The sequence below is a fragment of the Streptomyces sp. URMC 129 genome (assembly GCF_051386415.1).
Classification (GTDB): domain Bacteria; phylum Actinomycetota; class Actinomycetes; order Streptomycetales; family Streptomycetaceae; genus Streptomyces.
The window spans coordinates 1-15877 of the sequence record NZ_JBPQTQ010000140.1 but is presented as its reverse complement, the minus strand read 5'-3'; the positions used below and the strand labels follow the sequence as shown (position 1 = coordinate 15877).

Genomic DNA, 15877 nt, shown 5'->3' with positions numbered 1-15877 from the left:
CCGCCGGGGCGGGGGGTGCCGCCGCCCTTGGTCGGGGGGGTGCCGTGGGACAGGTCCGCGCGGCGGGACTCGATCATGCGCGTGACCGCGGGGCGGTCGGCGTGGGTGTGCTCGTAGTCCAGCAGCGTGTCCAGCTCCGGCGGGGACAGCGACTTGATGCGGTGGGCGATCTCCCCGGTGGGAAGGCCGTCGTAGTTCTGGATCGGGGGAATGGCGTCGTCGTGGTGCATGGCTGGCGAGTACCTCTCAGGGAAGCGGCTGACCGCCGGTGGCGTTCATGATTTCGGCCGTCACGTAGCTCGCGTCCTGGGACGCGAGGAAGACGTAGGCGGGCGCCATCTCCGCCGGCTGGGCGGCGCGGCCGAGACGGGACGAGGCGCCGAACTCGCTGGTGTCCGGCATCGTGGACGGGATCAGCGGGGTCCACACCGGGCCGGGGGCCACGGCGTTGACGCGGATGCCGTGCTGGGCGACGTGCGCGGCCAGGCCCTTGGTGAACGTGACGATGGCGCCCTTGGTCATGGCGTAGTCCAGCAGCGGCGGGCTGGGCTGGTACGCCTGCACGGACGTGGTGTTGATGATGCTGCCGCCCGCCGGAATGTGGGGCAGGCACATGCGGGTCAGCCAGAACATGCCGTACAGGTTCGTCCGCATCACGCGGTCGAACTGCTCGGTGGTGATCTTCTCGATGCTCTCCGGCTGGGCCATCTGGTAGGCCGCGTTGTTGACGAGGATGTCGATCCGGCCGCCGAACTCCGCGACCGCCCGCTCCGCGAGGCGGCGGCACTCGTCCTCCTCGCGGATGTCGCAGGGCAGCGCGACCGCGCGCCGGCCCGCCTCGGTGACCAGGCGGGACGTCTCCTCGGCCTCCGCCGCCTCCTCCGGCAGGTGGCTGAAGACCACGTCGGCGCCCTCGCGGGCGAAGGCCAGCGCCACCGCGCGGCCGATGCCGGAGTCGCCGCCGGTGATCAGGGCGTGGCGGTCGCGGAGGCGGTCGCAACCCCGGTAGGAGTCCTCGCCGTGGTCGGGGCGGGGGGCCATCTCCTCGGTGTCGCCCGGGTGTTCCTGTGACTGCTGGGGGAACTCCGGTCGCGGGTGGCGCCGCGTCGGGTCCGCCGGGTCCGTCGGGTTCGTCGTCATCGACATCGGGGGTCCCTTCGTCCATCGCGTTCGGGTCGTTCGGGTGTCAGTGCTTCCGGTGCCGGGCGTGGCGGCGGCCGTCCCGTTCCGCCGACTCGTCGCCGCCGGCCAGGAGTTCCTGGAGCTTCGACTTGATGCCCTTCTTGACCACCGAGCCCCGGTCCGCGTCGCCCTTGAGCAACGCCTTCGCGGTGGACTCCAGTTGCTCCCAGGTCGCGGACGGCGGGATGGGCGGGATCGCCGGGTCCGTCATGAACTCCACGACGGCCGGGCCCGGCGCCGACAGCGCCTCGCTCCAGGCGGCCTCCACGTCCTCGGGCCGCTCCACCCGCACGCCGGACAGGCCGAGGGTGCGCGCGAAGGCGGCCACGGACACGTCGGGCAGTTGCTGCGACGGCAGGAACTGCGGGGCGCCGGACATCGCGCGCATCTCCCAGGTCACCTGGTTGAGGTCGCGGTTGTTCCACACGCCGATCACCAGCCGCGGATCCTGCCAGGCGTGCTGGTACTTGGCGGCCGTGATCAGCTCGGCCATGCCGTTCATCTGCATCGCGCCGTCACCGGCCAGGGCCACCACCGGCCGGTCGGGGTGGGCGAACTTGGCGCCGATCGCGTACGGCACCGCGCAGCCCATGGTGGCGAGGGTGCCGGAGAGCGAGCCGCGCATCGTGCCGCGCATGGTGATGTGGCGGGCGTACCAGTTGGTGACCGAGGCGGAGTCGACGGTGATGATCGCGTTGTCCGGCAGCAGCGGGTCGAGGCGGTGCGCGACGTACTGCGGGTTGATCGGGTCGGCGGAGACCAGCTCGGCCTGCCGGGTCAGGGCGTCCCGCCAGCGGTCCATGGCGGCGGCGATCCGCTCGTGCCGCTCGGCCGCGTCGCTTCTCTGGCGCAGCAGCGGCAGCAGGCGGCGCAGGGTGACGCGGGCGTCGCCGACGAGGTTCACCTCGTACGGGTACCGCATGCCGACCATGCCCGGGTCCACGTCGATCTGCACGCCCCTGGCCCGGCCGAACTCCGGCAGGAACTGGCTGTAGGGGAAGCTGGACCCGATCGCGATCAGCGTGTCGCAGTCCCGCATCAGCTCGTAGGAGGGGCGGGTGCCGAGCAGCCCGATGGTGCCGGTGACGTACGGCAGCGTGTCGGGCAGCGCGTCCTTGCCGAGCAGCGCCTTGGCGACACCGGCGCCCAGGGTGGTGGCCAGCTCCTCGACCTCGGCGCGGGCCCCGGCGGCGCCCTGGCCGATGAGGATCGCCGTGTCCGTACCGGAGTTGATGACCTCGGCGGCGCGCCGCAGGGCGTCCTCGGTCGGGGCGGTGGTCCAGGCGCTGAAGTCCCGGCTGGAGGGCACCATCTTGAACGCGTGGGCCGGCGGCTCGTAGTCGAGGGTCTGCACGTCGGCCGGGACGATCACGACGGCCGGCGCGCGGCGGGAGCAGGCGCTGCGGACGGCGCGGTCCAGCACGTTGGGCACCTGCTCGGGGACGTTGACGGTCTCCAGGTAGACGGCGACGTCCTTGAACAGGCTGTGCAGGTCGACCTCCTGCTGGTAGGAGCCGCCCATGGCGCTGCGGTTGGTCTGCCCGACGAGGGCGAGGACCGGCACGTGGTCGAGGGCCGCGTCGTACAGGCCGTTGAGGAGGTGGATGGCGCCGGGCCCGGAGGTGGCGGTGCACACGCCGAGCTTTCCGCTGAACTTGGCGTAGCCGACGGCCTGGAAGGCGGCCATCTCCTCGTGCCTCGCCTGCACGAAGCGGGGCTCGTTCTCCGCCCGGCCCCACGCGGCGAGGATGCCGTTGATGCCGTCGCCGGGGTAGCCGTAGACCACCTCGACGTCCCATTCGCGCAGCCGCGCGAGAATGTGGTCGGCGACTGTCTCGCTCATCTCGCTTCCTTTCGAAAGAGGTCGGGGGGCGGCACAGGTCAGGGGCGCCGGCCGACGCCGGTGGCGAACTCGGAGAAGCGGCCGTGCCGCAGGCGCGGGCGCAGCGGCGGGGTGGGCGCGCCGGTGCCGTGCCGGAGGCCGTCGACCAGGTCGAGCAGGGCGTCCTCCGCCGTGAACCGCGGGGTCCAGCCCAGTTCCTCGGCCGCGCGCGTGCAGTCCATGACCGGCAGCCGCAGCAGCGCGTCGAAGAGCTGCGGCTGGGCGGGCGTCAGGCGGGCGCGCCAGGCGGTGGCCAGCGCGGTCCGCAGCACGGCGCGCGGTAGGCGCAGCACGCGGGCGTCGAACAGCCGGGCCAGCAGCGCGGCGTCGACCACGGGGTCGGCGGCCAGGTTGAACGCGCCGTGCACCGGGCGGGTGACGGCGAGCCGGTACGCCTCGGCCGCGTCGCTGGTGCGCAGCACCTGGAACCGCAGGCCGGGAACGTCGGGCACGACCGGGGTCAGGTGCGGGCGGACCAGCGGGCCGAGGACCAGGGGCCCGAGGAACAGGCGCCGCTGCTCGGCGGCGGCTTCGCGGGCGAAGAGGAAGCCGGGCCGCATGCGGACCACGCGGGTGTCGGGCCGCTCGTACTCGAAGGCGTCCAGCAGCCGCTCCACGTACGCCTTCTCGCGGCTGTAGGGCGCGTCGGGCCAGCCGTGCGTGGGCCAGCTCTCGTCGACGGCCTCGTCCTTGGGGCCGGGCGAGTACGCGCCGACGGAGGAGGCGACGACGAGCGCCGGGACGCGGGCGGCGGCCACGGCGTCGAGGAGGCGGGCGGTGCCGAGCGCGTTGGCGCGCCAGGTCGTCAGGGGGTCGCGGGCGGGCTGGATCATCCAGGCCAGGTGCACGACGACGTCGGCGTCGCGGAAGTGGTCGGTCAGCTCGGCCCGCGCGGCGTCGCCGTCCCGCAGGTCGACCGGCGCCCAGGTCGTCTTCTCGACCGGCCAGTCGGGGACGCGGCGGGCGAGGCCGAGGACGGAGGCGACGGCCGGGTCGCCGGCGAGGGCTCGGACGAGGTGGCTGCCGACGTTTCCCGTCGCGCCCACCACGACGACGCGCAGGCCGTCCTTGTCCATGGACATCGGCACACGGTCCTTTCGCACGGGGATGGGCCCGGGTACCCGCGCGCCGCCGACAGAACACCCCGTTTGCCCGATTTTCGGGGGGGTACTTGGAGGCGGTCGTTGACGAAAGGAGATGACATGCGGTTTCGACACGCTGTCGTCACCGGCGGAGCCGGATTCCTGGGTTCGCACCTGTGCACCGCGCTGCTCGACCGGGGAGCGGCTGTCACCTGCATCGACGACATGTGCACAGCGGACCCGGCGAACATCGCCCATCTGCGGGACCGGCCCGGCTTCACGGTCCGGCACGCCGACGTCGTGCAGCCGTTCGACGTCGGCTCCCCCGTCGACCTGGTGCTGCACTTCGCGTCCCCGGCCTCGCCGGCCGACTATCTGCGGCTGCCGATCCACACGCTGGAGACCGGCAGCCTCGGCACCCGCAACGCCCTGGTCCTGGCCCGCGAGCACGGAGCCCGTTTCGTGCTGGCCTCGACCTCCGAGGTGTACGGCGACCCGCGGCAGCACCCGCAGAGCGAGACGTACTGGGGACACGTCAACCCGGTCGGGCCGCGCAGCGTGTACGACGAGGCCAAGCGGTTCGGCGAGGCGCTGACCACGGCAGAGGCGGAGGCGAACGGCACGGACACCGGCATCGTGCGGCTGTTCAACACGTACGGGCCCAGGATGCGCGGCCACGACGGGCGGGCGGTGCCGACGTTCATCCGGCAGGCGCTGGCCGGCGAGCCGCTGACGGTGACCGGGGACGGGCGGCAGACCCGTTCCCTCACCTATGTGGACGACACGGTGCGCGGGGTGCTGGCGATGGCGGAGTCCGACCTGCGCGGGCCGGTCAACATCGGCAACCCCGTCGAGATCACCATGGGGGATCTGGCGCGCCTGGTCATCCGCCTGACCGGCTCGGACTCGACCGTGCGGTTCATCGAGCGGCCCACCGACGACCCGACCGTGCGCTGCCCCGACATCACCCTGGCGCGCGGAAAGCTCCAGTGGGAGCCGGAGGTCCCCGCCGAAGAGGGTTTGGCCCGCACCATCGCCTGGTACCGGGAACCCGTCACGTCCAGAGCCGCCTGAGCCCGGCGTCCCGACATCCCGACCCCGAGCCCGGAGGGCCCTTCATGCGCGTACTCGGAATCAACGCCCTGTTCCACGATCCCGCCGCGGCCCTCGTCATCGACGGCCGCACCGTCGCGGCGGCGGAGGAGGAACGCTTCTCGCGCCGCAAGCACGGCAAGCGGCCGGTGCCGTTCGCGGCCTGGGAGCTGCCGGAGAAGGCGGCGGCCTGGTGCCTGGGGCAGGCCGGGCTGCGGCCCGAGGACCTGGACGCGGTCACCTACTCGTTCGACCCGGCGCTGGCCCGGCCCGCCGACGCGATGGGCCTGCACGACCCGTGGGACCACCTGCGGCTCACCTACGCGCGGGAGGCGCCGAACTTCCTGGCCACCGCGCTGCCGGGGCTGGACCCGGAGCAGGTGCGGTTCGTGCCGCACCACATGGCGCACGCCGCGTCGTCGGCGTTCGCGGCGCCGTTCGCGGAGAACTCCTCGGTGCTGGTGCTCGACGGCCGGGGCGAGTCCGCCTCGCACCTGGCGGCGCGGCGCGTCGGGGAGCGGCTGGAGCCGCTGCGGAGCCAGGAGCTGCCGCACTCGCTGGGCCTGGTGTACGAGGAGCTGACCGAGCACCTCGGCTTCCTGCGGTCCAGCGACGAGTACAAGGTGATGGCGCTGGCCTCCTACGGCAGCCCGCGGTACCTGTCCGAGCTGCGCCGTCACGTCCACCCGACGGGTGACGGCGGCTTCGTCGCGGCCGGCGTGCCGTGGACGGAGTTCACCGAGCCGCGCCGCCCGGCCGAGGCGTGGACGCAGGCGCACGCGGATCTCGCGGCCAGCGCGCAGCGGTGCCTGGAGGAGACGCTGCTCGACCTGGTCCGCTGGATCCACGGCCGCACGGGCGACGAGATCCTGACGATGGCGGGCGGGGTGGCGCTCAACTGCGTGGCCAACTCCCGTATCGCCCGCGAGGGCCCGTTCCGCCAGGTGTGGGTGCAGCCGGCCGCCGGGGACGCGGGGACCGCGCTGGGCGGCGCGCTGCTGCACGCGGCGGTCGCGGACCCGGCGCCGGTGGAGCCGATGCCGGGCGCCGACCTGGGGCGCGGCTGGTCGGACGCGGAGCTGGAGGCGTGGCTGAAGACGGCGGGCGTGCCGTTCGAACGGCCGCAGGACGTGGCGGCGACCGTCGCGCGGGCCCTGGCGGAGAACCAGGTCGTCGCGTGGTTCCAGGGCCGGTCGGAGTTCGGGCCGAGGGCGCTGGGGCACCGGTCGCTGCTGGCGCACCCGGGCCGGTCGGGCAATCTGGAGCGGCTGAACGACATCAAGGGCCGCGAGCAGTTCCGGCCGGTGGCGCCGATGGTGCTGGCGCGGCGGGCGGCGGAGGTGTTCGACGGGCCGCTGCCCAGCCCGTACATGCTGTTCGTGCACGAGGTGCGCCCGGCGTGGCGGGACCGGATCCCGGCCGTGACGCACGTGGACGGCACCGCGCGGGCGCAGACGGTGGACCCGGCGGCCGAACCGCTGGTCGGGCGGATGCTGGCGGTCTTCGAGGAGCTGACCGGGCTGCCGGTGGTCGTCAACACCAGCCTCAACACGGCGGGCCGCCCGATGGTGGACGACCCCCGGGACGCGCTGGAGTGCTTCGGCTCGGCGCCGGTGGACCTGCTGGCGATCGGCCCGTTCGTGGTGCGGCGCGGCCCGTTCTTCGCCGGTGACGCGCACGGCGAGCGGACCGGGCGGACCGGGCAGGCGGAGGCGCTGACGGAGGAGCGGGAGGCGGCGCGGTGAGCGGGGCGGGAACGGACGCCGGCCCGCTCGTGGACTACGCGGTCGTCATCCCGACCCTCGGGCGGCCGAGCCTCGGGCGGGTGCTGGCCGCGCTGGCGGGCGGCGAGGGCCCGCCGCCGGCGCGGATCGTGCTGGTGGACGACCGGCCGCCGCACGACCCGACGCCGCTGCCGGTGGCGGTGCCGTTCGCGCTGCGCCACCTGGTGGAGATCGTGCCGGGCCGGGGCGCGGGCCCGGCCGCCGCGCGGAACGCGGGGTGGCGGCGGGCGCCCGAGCCGTGGATCGCGTTCCTCGACGACGACGTGGTGCCGGAGCCCGGCTGGGCCGCCTCGCTCGCCGCCGACCTGTCCGCCGCCGAGCCGGACATCGCGGGCGTGCAGGGCCGGATCACGGTGCCGCTGCCGGAGAACCGGCGCCCCACGGACTGGGAGCGGAACACGGCCGGGCTGGCCACGGCGCGCTGGATCACCGCCGACATGGCCTACCGCCGGAAGGCGCTGGAGGCGGTGGGCGGCTTCGACGAGCGGTTCCCCCGGGCGTTCCGGGAGGACGCGGATCTGGCGCTGCGCGTGCTGGCGGCGGGCTGGATCCTGGCGGTGGGCGAGCGGCGGACCACGCATCCGGTGCGCCCCGCCGACGCGTGGGTGTCGGTGCGCACCCAGGCGGGGAACGCGGACGACGTGCTCATGCGCCGCCTGCACGGCCGAGACTGGTGGGCGCGGGCCGAGGCGCCGCGCGGGCGGCTGCGCCGCCATCTGGCGATCAGCGCCGCGGGCGCGGCGGCGCTGGCGGCCGTCGCGGCGCGGCGGCCGGGTGCGGCGGCCTGGTGCGCGGGCGCGTGGCTGGCGGGCACCGCCGAGTTCGCCGCCGCGCGGATCCTGCCGGGGCCGCGGACCGCCGAGGAGATCCGCCGGATGGTGCTGACCAGCGCGGCGATCCCGCCGGTGGCGGTGTGGCACTGGCTGGCCGGTCAGGTGCGGCACCGGGGCGTGCGGCCCGCGCCGGCCCCCCGGCTGCCCGTTCCCCCTGCCGGGGGCAGTGCGGTGGTCCCACCGTTTGAGATGGTCAATTCGGGCAACTCAGTCGTTCATGACTAAAACCTCGATACCCGCGAAAAGGCGACCGAGGCCCCGGCGGGCGGCGGACGGCCCGTGGCTGCTGTCCCCACCGGCCGCGTCGCCCCCGCCGCCGCCGCCACCGTCCGCGGCGCCGCCGGCCGGGCTGGGCGCGGTGCTGTTCGACCGGGACGGCACCCTGATCGAGGACGTTCCCTACAACGCCGACCCCGCCCTGGTCCGGCCGTTCCCCCGGGTCCGTGAGGCCCTCGACGCCCTGCGGGCACGCGGGATCGCGCTCGGGGTGGTCAGCAACCAGTCCGGCGCGGCGCGCGGCTATTTCGGACGGGACGGCGTCGAGGCGGTCCGGCGGCGCGTCGAGGAGCTGCTCGGGCCGTTCGGCGTGTGGGCGGTCTGCCCGCACGCCCCCTGGGACTGCTGCGCGTGCCGCAAGCCCGCCCCCGGGCTGGTGCTCGCGGCCTGCGCGCGGCTGGGCGTCCCCGCCGCGCCCACGGCGGTCGTCGGCGACATCGGCAGCGACATGGCGGCGGCGCGCGCGGCCGGGGCGCGCGGGGTGCTGGTCCCGACGCCGGTCACCCGGCGCGAGGAGATCGTCGCCGCCCACGAGTGGGCGCCCGACGTACTGACGGCGGTCCGCCGCCTGCTGGCCGGTGACGCCCCCGGGGAGCGTGACGCATGACCGGACCCCTCCGCCCCCGGGCCCCCCGCACGCTGGTGGTCCGCCTCGACAGCGCGGGCGACGTGCTGCTGGCCGGACCGGCGGTCCGCGCCGTCGCGGCCGGGTCGTCCGCCGTGACGCTGCTGTGCGGCCCGCAGGGCGAGGACGCCGGGCGGATGCTGCCCGGCGTGGACGACCTGATCGTCTTCGACGCGCCCTGGGTGAGCCTGTCCCCTCCCCCGCTGCGGCGGGAGGACGTGGCGGCGCTGGTCGACCGGCTGGCCGACGGGCGGTACGACCGGGCGCTGATCCTCACGTCGTTCCACCAGAGCCCGCTGCCCGCCGCGCTGCTGCTGAAGATGGCCGGGGTGCCGTGGACCGGCGCGGACAGCGTGGACTACCCCGGGTCGCTGCTCCAGCTGCGCCACCAGCGGGCACCGCACCGGCACGAGGCCGCCGCCGCGCTGGAGCTGGCCGAGGCGGCCGGGTTCTCGCTGCCGCCGGGCGACGACGGCGCGCTGCGCGTCCGCACCTTCCCCGACACCAGCCACCTGACCGGCACCGACCCGTACGTCGTGCTGCACCCCGGCGCCGCCGTGCCCGCCAGGACCTGGTCGCCGGCCCGCTCCGAGCGGGCCGTCGCCGCGCTCACCGCGGCCGGGCACCGCGTCGTGGTCACCGGCAGCCCCGGCGAGGCGGCGCTGACCCGGCGGGTCGCCGGGCGGAACGCGCTCGACCTCGGCGGGCGCACCCGGCTGCCGGAGCTGGCCGGCGTGCTGGCCGGGGCGCGGGTCGTGATCGCGGGCAACACCGGCCCGGCCCACCTGGCGGCGGCCGTGCGCACCCCGATCGTCAGCCTCTTCTCCCCCGTCGTCAGCGCCGACCGCTGGCTGCCGTACCGGGTGCCGCACCTGCGGCTGGGCCGCCAGGACACGGCCTGCGCGGGCACCAGGGCCCGGCTGTGCCCGGTGGCCGGCCACCCGTGCCTGGACTCCATCACCGACGACGAGGTCATCGGCGCGGTCGCGGCCCTGACGGTGGGTGGTTCCCGCCGGGACCGCGCCGGACGGAAGGCCCCCGCATGAACATCCTGCTCTGGCACGTGCACGGCTCCTGGACGACGGCGTTCGTCCAGGGCACCCACTCCTACCTCGTTCCCGTGCTGCCCGACCGCGGCCCCGACGGCCTCGGCCGGGCCAGGACGTGGACCTGGCCCGAGTCCGTCACCGAACTGCCGCCCGAGCGGCTGCGGGACGCGCCGGTGGACCTGGTCGTCCTGCAACGCCCCCACGAGGCCGCGCTGGCCGAGCGCTGGCTCGGCGGCCGGCGCCCCGGCCGCGACGTGCCCGCGGTGTACGTCGAGCACAACGCCCCCGACGGCGACGTGCCGCACACCCGGCACCCGTACGCCGACCGCGACGACCTGACGCTGGTGCATGTCACGCACTTCAACAGGCTCTTCTGGGACAACGGCACCACCCGGACCGCCGTCGTCGAGCACGGCGTGGTCGACCCCGGCCACCGCTGGACCGGCGAGCTGGCCCGGGCGGCGGTGGTGGTCAACGAGCCGCTGCGGCGCGGCCGGACCACCGGCACCGACCTGCTGCCGGAGCTGGCGCGGGCCGCGCCCCTGGACGTGTTCGGCATGGGCACCGAGGAGCTGGCCCGGCGGCTGGGACTGTCCTGGGACCGCTGCCGCTCCTACGACCTGCCGCAGAGCAAGCTGCACGACGAGATGGCCAGGCGCCGGGTCTACGTGCACCCGGTCCGCTGGACCTCGCTGGGCCTGTCCCTGATCGAGGCCATGCACCTGGGCATGCCGATCGTCGGCCTGGCCACCACGGAGGCCGTGGACGCGGTGCCGCCGGACGCCGGGGTGCTCTCCACGCGCCCCGAGGTCCTCGCCAGGGCCGCCGCCGCGTACCTGCGCGACCCGGACGCCGCCGCCGAGGCGGGCCGGGCGGCGCGGCACGCCGCGCTGGAGCGCTACGGGCTGAAGCGATTCCTGGACGACTGGGACCTGCTGATGGAGGAGGTGATCCGCTGATGAGGCGACCCACCGAGCGACCCCCCGCCGGGGACGGGCTCACGATCGCCCTCGTCTCCGAGCACGCCAGCCCGCTCGCCGCCCTGGGCGGCGAGGACGCGGGTGGCCAGAACGTGCACGTCGCGCAGTTGGCCGGCGAACTCGCCGACCGCGGCCACACGGTGACGGTCTACACCCGGCGCGACTCCACCTCGCTGCCGGCGACCGTGCGGCTGCGGCCGGGCGTGACCGTGCGGAACGTCCCGGCCGGGCCCGCCGAGGCCGTGGCCAAGGACCGGCTGCTGCCGTTCATGCCGCAGTTCGGCGCCGTGCTGGAACGGGAGTGGGCGGCGGCGCCGCCGGACGTGGCGCACTCCCACTTCTGGATGTCGGGCGTGGCGACCCTCCAGGCGGCCCAGCCGCTGGGCATCCCGTTCGCGCACACCTTCCACGCGCTGGGCACCGTCAAGCGGCGGCACCAGGGGGCGGCCGACACCAGCCCGGCCGACCGGATCACCTGGGAGCGGTACGTCGGCCTGAGCTGCGACCGGACGGTGGCCACCTGCCGCGACGAGGTGGCGGAGCTGACCGCGATGGGCCTGCCGCCGGAGCGGATCAGCGTCGTGCCGTGCGGTGTGGACCCGGAGCTGTTCACCCCGGACGGGCCGGCCGCGCCGCGCGGCGCGTTCCCGTACCGGCTGCTCCAGCTGGGCCGGCTGGTGCCGCGCAAGGGCGCCCAGGTGTCCATCGAGGCGCTGACGAAGATCCCGGACGCCGAGCTGGTCATCGCGGGCGGTCCCCGGGCCGGGGCGGAACTGGACGCCGATCCGGAGGTGCGGCGGCTGCGCGGGGTCGCCCGTTCGTTCGGGGTGGCCGACCGGGTCCGGTTCACCGGTGGCGTGGCGCGGGCGGACGTTCCGTCGCTGGTGCGCGGCGCCGATCTGGTGCTGTGCCCGGCGGACTACGAGCCGTTCGGCATCGTGCCGCTGGAGGCCATGGCCTGCGGCGTCCCGGTGGTCGCCAGCGCGGTCGGCGGGCAGCGGGACACGGTGGCCGACCCCGGCACCGGGCGGCTGGTGCCGCCCGGCGACCCGGCGGCGCTGGCCGACGCGGTGGCGGCGCTGCTGGCCTCACCGGCCGAGCGGGCGGCGCGCGGCGCGGCGGGGCGGCGGCGGGTGCTGACCCGTTACCGCTGGGCCGCGGTGGCCGCCGCGACCGAGGAGGTCTACCGCGAGATCGCCAGCCGCCGCCCGGCCCCGGTGAGCGGCGCGGGCGCCTGAGCGGTGGCCCGGCGCTTCCGCCCGTGCCCCGGACGCCGTACCCGACCGTCGAAGCCGAATGCCCGCCCCTCGAGAAACGACCCACCGCGTACGACCTTGAACCATCGGAGGAGTTCGCCCATGCACGCATCGCGCGCCGCGCACGACCACTGCGTGTCCCTCCAGGACGCCCTGCGGGACTTCCGCCACAGCGACGACGGGCTCGACCGGGCCGTGGAGTGGGGCCGCCACCTGGCCGGGGTCCTGCCGTTCGGCGGCCGGCTCCTGGCGGCGGGCAACGGCGGCAGCGCCGCCCAGGCCCAGCACCTGACGGCCGAACTCGTCGGCCGCTACGCCGAGGACCGGCCCCCGTTCTCCGCCATATCCCTGCACGCCGAGACCTCCAGCGTCACCGCCATCGGCAACGACTACGGCTTCGACGAGGTCTTCGCCCGGCAGGTCGCCGCCCACGGCCGGCCCGGTGACGTGCTGGTCCTGATGTCCACCTCGGGCCGCAGCGACAACCTGCTCAGCGCCGCCACCGCCGGGCGGGCGGCGGGCCTGCGGGTGTGGGCCATGACCGGCCCGGTGCCCAACCCGCTGGCCCACCAGGCCGACGCGGTGCTCAGCATCTCCTCCCCCAGCACCGCGACCGTGCAGGAGGCGCACCTGGTCGCGCTGCACGTACTGTGCGAGGCGTTCGACGAGGCGCTGGCGCCGGACGAGTCGGCGTCGCCCGCCCGGGTCGTGCTCAGCCGCCGGGAGGTGTCATGACCGCCGCCCGCCGCCCGCTCGTCGTCGTGGGCGACGTGCTGCTCGACCGGGACGTCGAGGGCGACGCCACCCGGCTGGCGCCCGACGCGCCCGTGCCCGTCGTGGAGGTGGCGGCCGAGCGCTGCCGCCCCGGCGGGGCCGGACTGGCCGCCGCGCTCGCGGCACGGGGCGGGCGCGAGGTGGTGCTCGTCGCCGCGCTGGGCCACGACGAGGCGAGCGCGGCGGTGCGGGCCATGCTGCCGCCCGGCGTGCGGCTGGCCGAGCTGCCCCTGAACGGCTCGCTGCCGGTGAAGTCCCGGGTGCTGGCCGGGGGCCGCCCGCTGGTCCGCTGCGACAGCGGCGGCGGCACGCCCGGCGCGCCCGGCCCGGAGGTCCGGGCGGTGCTGCGGAACGCGGGGACGGTACTGGTCGCGGACTACGGGCAGGGCGCGGCGGCGGCCGTCCGGGACCTGCTGGCGGAGGCGGCGGCCCGCGTCCCTGTGGTGTGGGATCCGCATCCGCGCGGCCTGCCGCCCGTGCCGGGGGTCCGGCTGGTCACCCCGAACGAGCGCGAGGCGCGGCTGTTCTGCGGCGCGGCCCGCGGCGACAGGGCGGCGGACGCCGGCGAGGACGACGACTCGCCGCACGCCCACAGCCGCCGCGGCGCGCTGCTGGCGGAGCGCTGGCGCGCGGCGTCGGTCGCCGTGACGCTCGGCGGCCGGGGCGCGGTGCTGGCGCGGGCGAACTGCGACGACCCGCTCTACGTCCCGGCCGCCGCCGGGCACGACGGCGACCCGTGCGGCGCCGGGGACTGCTTCGCCGCGACGGCGGCCGGGGTGCTGGCGGACGGCGGGCTGCCGTCCGACGCGGTGGCGCGGGCGACGGAGGCGGCGACCCGTTTCGTGGGCGCGGGCGGCCTGGCGGCGCTGGCCCTGTGGGGCGACCGCTCCCCGGCGGCGGCCCGGACGCCCGCGCCGCCCGGCGACGCCTGGTCCCTGATCGCGTCGGTCCGCTCCCGGGGCGGCACGGTGGTGGCGGCCGGCGGCTGCTTCGACCTGCTGCACGCCGGGCACGTGCAGTTCCTGGAGAACGCGCGGCGGACCGGTGACTGCCTGATCGTGTGCGTGAACTCCGACGCGTCGGTGCGGCGGCTGAAGGGCCGGGGCCGGCCGTTCAACACGGCGGCCGACCGGATCCGGGTGCTGGCGGGGCTGGGCTGCGTGGACGCGGTCGTCGAGTTCGACGAGGACACCCCCGAGGCGCTGCTGCGGCGGCTGCGGCCGGACGTGTGGGTCAAGGGCGGCGACTACAGCGTCCGCGACCTGCCGGAGGCGGCGGCGCTGCGCGAGTGGGGCGGGCAGACGCTCGTCCTGCCGTACCTCGACGGCCGCTCCACCACCGAACTGGCCCGGCGGGCCGCGTATGTGACGTCGTGACGCGGCGGCGGCTGCTGGTCCTGCGGGCGCTGGGCCTGGGCGATCTGCTGACGGGCGTGCCCGCGCTGCGCGGGCTGCGCCGGGCGTTCCCGGAGCACCGGCTGCTGCTGGCCGCGCCCGGCTCCCTGGCCGAGGCCGTGGCGGCGACCGGCGCGGTGGACGAGCTGATCCCGGCCGCCGCGCCGGGCCGCGCCGTGCCGTCCGCCGTCCCCTGGTCGGGCCCCGGCCCGGAGCTGGCCGTCGACCTGCACGGCAGCGGCCCGGAGAGCCTGCGCCCGCTGTCCGCGCTGGGCCCCGAGCGGCTGTGGGGCTTCGCGCACGTGGCGGGCCCCGAGTGGCGCGCGGACGAGCACGAACGGGACCGCTGGTGCCGGTTCCTGGCCTGGTACGGCGTCGCCGCCGATCCGGCGGACGTGCGGATCACCGCGCCGCCGTGGCCGTCGCCCGCGCCGGACGCGGTCGTGGTGCACCCGGGCGCGGACGCGGGCGCGCGCCGCTGGCCGCCCGGAAAGTTCGCCGCCGTGGCCCGCGCGCTGGCCCGCGACGGGCACCGCGTGGTGATCACCGGCGGCCCGGACGAGGGGGAACTCGCCCGCGCGGTGGCGGAGTCGGCGGGCCTGCCCGCCGCGTCCTCGGTCTTCGCCGGGCCGGCCGTCCTCGCCTTCCCCGCCCTGGCCGCGCTGATCGCCGGGGCGCGGGCGGTGCTGGTCGGCGACACCGGCATCGCGCACCTGGCCACGGCGCTGGGCACCCCCTCGGTGGTGCTGTTCGGCCCGGTCTCCCCCGCGCTGTGGGGCCCGCCCGACTCGCCGCGCCACCGCGCCCTGTGGCACCCCGGCGTCCCGCACGCCGGGGACCCCCACGGCACCGAGCCGGACGAACGGCTGCGGGCGATCGGCGTGCCGGAGGTCCTGGCGGCGCTGGCCGGGCTGCCGGAATTCGCCACGAAAGCATAGGCGCCCCCCTCGGCCCTTTCCCAGAAATTTGTCCGGAATTTCTCCAGAGATTTTCGGGGGCATTCGAGAAGGACGGATCGACTCCTCCCCACATGGGCGTTTGTCACGCGGGAAAAGCGGCGCATATGGCCTCTGACCTGCTGGGACAGCGGTGAGTGAGCGTGACAGCGGGGCCGTGGAAACAGGTCGCCCCCCGGTCCTCTTATTGACGCCCGGTGCCCCTGGCCATAAATTGAACCGTCGATCCGATCTATTCCGCTCGCCATGGTACGCATCCCTCCCGGGAGACCCCCTCATGCGAAGATCGACCTGGCTTTTCACCGGATTCGCCGCCCTGTTCCTCGTCCTCTCGGCCGTGACCCGTTTCGCCCTGTACCCGGCCGTGCAGAAGGTCCCCGACGACGTGGACGCCAACCCGCGGTACGAAGGCACCGCGACCGTGCTCGACCAGGAGGCGCTGGCCACCGGCGACCTGGCCCACGCGTTCCTGGTGGACGTCCCGGTCCTGATGGACCGCCACATCGAGGTCGTGCACACCACGAGCGACACCGCCGTCTTCTCCGACAGCCGCGTGCTGCTCGGTCCCGAGGGCCGGGAACTGACGGTCTCGGAGGAGCGCTGGGCCGTGGACCGCGTCACCCTGGAGGACCGCCCGGCCCCCGAGGGCGTCGAGGCCGACCCGCACCAGGGCCTGGTCATCGGGTTCCCGCTGGAGCCCGAGCGGCGCGAC

The 15877-nt window shown here is 75.9% G+C and carries 15 protein-coding genes; 11 read left to right on the top strand and 4 right to left on the bottom strand.

Features of this window, described 5'->3' with window-relative positions; translation table 11 throughout:
- The 4 genes from ACSNOC_RS23750 to ACSNOC_RS23735 form a co-directional block, all read right to left on the bottom strand.
- The coding region (locus ACSNOC_RS23750) for a hypothetical protein (RefSeq protein ID WP_436749599.1) at positions 1–230 on the bottom strand (230 nt) is incomplete at its 3' end.
- A 16-nt stretch (positions 231–246) separates the two neighbouring features.
- A complete protein-coding gene (locus ACSNOC_RS23745) occupies positions 247–1140 on the bottom strand; it encodes an SDR family oxidoreductase (protein WP_436749598.1) in 894 nt (297 codons plus the stop codon).
- Positions 1141–1186: 46 nt separating this feature from the next.
- Positions 1187–3025: a thiamine pyrophosphate-requiring protein gene (locus ACSNOC_RS23740; protein WP_436749597.1), complete on the bottom strand. Its 1839-nt coding sequence runs from the start codon at positions 3023–3025 to the stop codon at positions 1187–1189.
- Positions 3026–3063: 38 nt separating this feature from the next.
- Positions 3064–4146, bottom strand: a complete 1083-nt coding sequence (locus tag ACSNOC_RS23735; RefSeq protein ID WP_436749596.1) for an NAD-dependent epimerase/dehydratase family protein — start codon at positions 4144–4146, stop codon at positions 3064–3066.
- 120 nt (positions 4147–4266) lie between these two features.
- On the opposite strand from ACSNOC_RS23735, the gene ACSNOC_RS23730 reads away from it, so the two are divergent.
- From ACSNOC_RS23730 to ACSNOC_RS23680, 11 genes are all read left to right on the top strand, one after another.
- On the top strand, positions 4267–5220 hold the full coding sequence (locus tag ACSNOC_RS23730; protein ID WP_436749595.1) for an NAD-dependent epimerase/dehydratase family protein: 954 nt from the start codon (positions 4267–4269) through the stop codon (positions 5218–5220).
- A gap of 44 nt (positions 5221–5264) precedes the next feature.
- Positions 5265–6983 (top strand): carbamoyltransferase family protein, encoded by a 1719-nt coding sequence (locus tag ACSNOC_RS23725; RefSeq protein WP_436749594.1) that lies wholly within the window; start codon positions 5265–5267, stop codon positions 6981–6983.
- A complete protein-coding gene (locus ACSNOC_RS23720) occupies positions 6980–8080 on the top strand; it encodes a glycosyltransferase family 2 protein (RefSeq protein WP_436749593.1) in 1101 nt (366 codons plus the stop codon). The genes ACSNOC_RS23725 and ACSNOC_RS23720 overlap by 4 nt, the downstream gene beginning before the upstream one ends.
- The gene (locus ACSNOC_RS23715; protein ID WP_436749592.1) at positions 8073–8738 is read left to right on the top strand and encodes a D-glycero-alpha-D-manno-heptose-1,7-bisphosphate 7-phosphatase; all 666 of its coding nucleotides are present in this window, start codon (positions 8073–8075) and stop codon (positions 8736–8738) included. The genes ACSNOC_RS23720 and ACSNOC_RS23715 overlap by 8 nt, the downstream gene beginning before the upstream one ends.
- A complete protein-coding gene (locus tag ACSNOC_RS23710; protein WP_436749591.1) occupies positions 8735–9802 on the top strand; it encodes a glycosyltransferase family 9 protein in 1068 nt (355 codons plus the stop codon). The genes ACSNOC_RS23715 and ACSNOC_RS23710 overlap by 4 nt, the downstream gene beginning before the upstream one ends.
- Positions 9799–10764 (top strand): glycosyltransferase, encoded by a 966-nt coding sequence (locus ACSNOC_RS23705; protein ID WP_436749590.1) that lies wholly within the window; start codon positions 9799–9801, stop codon positions 10762–10764. Before ACSNOC_RS23710 ends, ACSNOC_RS23705 begins: the two co-directional genes overlap by 4 nt.
- Positions 10764–12023: a glycosyltransferase gene (locus ACSNOC_RS23700; RefSeq protein ID WP_436749589.1), complete on the top strand. Its 1260-nt coding sequence runs from the start codon at positions 10764–10766 to the stop codon at positions 12021–12023. Before ACSNOC_RS23705 ends, ACSNOC_RS23700 begins: the two co-directional genes overlap by 1 nt.
- Positions 12024–12143: 120 nt before the next feature.
- Positions 12144–12776 (top strand): D-sedoheptulose-7-phosphate isomerase, encoded by a 633-nt coding sequence (locus ACSNOC_RS23695; RefSeq protein ID WP_436749588.1) that lies wholly within the window; start codon positions 12144–12146, stop codon positions 12774–12776.
- Entirely contained in the window at positions 12773–14191 is a 1419-nt protein-coding gene (rfaE2, locus tag ACSNOC_RS23690) for a D-glycero-beta-D-manno-heptose 1-phosphate adenylyltransferase (RefSeq protein ID WP_436749587.1), read from the top strand. Before ACSNOC_RS23695 ends, rfaE2 begins: the two co-directional genes overlap by 4 nt.
- The gene (locus ACSNOC_RS23685; RefSeq protein ID WP_436749586.1) at positions 14188–15147 is read left to right on the top strand and encodes a glycosyltransferase family 9 protein; all 960 of its coding nucleotides are present in this window, start codon (positions 14188–14190) and stop codon (positions 15145–15147) included. The genes rfaE2 and ACSNOC_RS23685 overlap by 4 nt, the downstream gene beginning before the upstream one ends.
- Positions 15148–15442: 295 nt before the next feature.
- Positions 15443–15877, top strand: a 435-nt coding sequence (locus ACSNOC_RS23680) for a porin PorA family protein (RefSeq protein ID WP_436749585.1), incomplete at its 3' end; no start/stop codon positions are given.

Bases quoted from the DNA above. Each gene is read 5' to 3' on its own strand.
- ACSNOC_RS23710 (WP_436749591.1), top strand. From the start codon at position 8,735: ATGACCGGACCCCTCCGCCCCCGGGCCCCCCGCACGCTGGTGGTCCGC.
- ACSNOC_RS23745 (WP_436749598.1), bottom strand. From the start codon at position 1,140: ATGACGACGAACCCGACGGACCCGGCGGACCCGACGCGGCGCCACCCG.
- rfaE2 (WP_436749587.1), top strand. From the start codon at position 12,773: ATGACCGCCGCCCGCCGCCCGCTCGTCGTCGTGGGCGACGTGCTGCTC.
- ACSNOC_RS23700 (WP_436749589.1), top strand. From the start codon at position 10,764: ATGAGGCGACCCACCGAGCGACCCCCCGCCGGGGACGGGCTCACGATC.
- ACSNOC_RS23715 (WP_436749592.1), top strand. From the start codon at position 8,073: ATGACTAAAACCTCGATACCCGCGAAAAGGCGACCGAGGCCCCGGCGG.
- ACSNOC_RS23740 (WP_436749597.1), bottom strand. From the start codon at position 3,025: ATGAGCGAGACAGTCGCCGACCACATTCTCGCGCGGCTGCGCGAATGG.
- ACSNOC_RS23735 (WP_436749596.1), bottom strand. From the start codon at position 4,146: ATGTCCATGGACAAGGACGGCCTGCGCGTCGTCGTGGTGGGCGCGACG.
- ACSNOC_RS23695 (WP_436749588.1), top strand. From the start codon at position 12,144: ATGCACGCATCGCGCGCCGCGCACGACCACTGCGTGTCCCTCCAGGAC.
- ACSNOC_RS23725 (WP_436749594.1), top strand. From the start codon at position 5,265: ATGCGCGTACTCGGAATCAACGCCCTGTTCCACGATCCCGCCGCGGCC.
- ACSNOC_RS23705 (WP_436749590.1), top strand. From the start codon at position 9,799: ATGAACATCCTGCTCTGGCACGTGCACGGCTCCTGGACGACGGCGTTC.
- ACSNOC_RS23730 (WP_436749595.1), top strand. From the start codon at position 4,267: ATGCGGTTTCGACACGCTGTCGTCACCGGCGGAGCCGGATTCCTGGGT.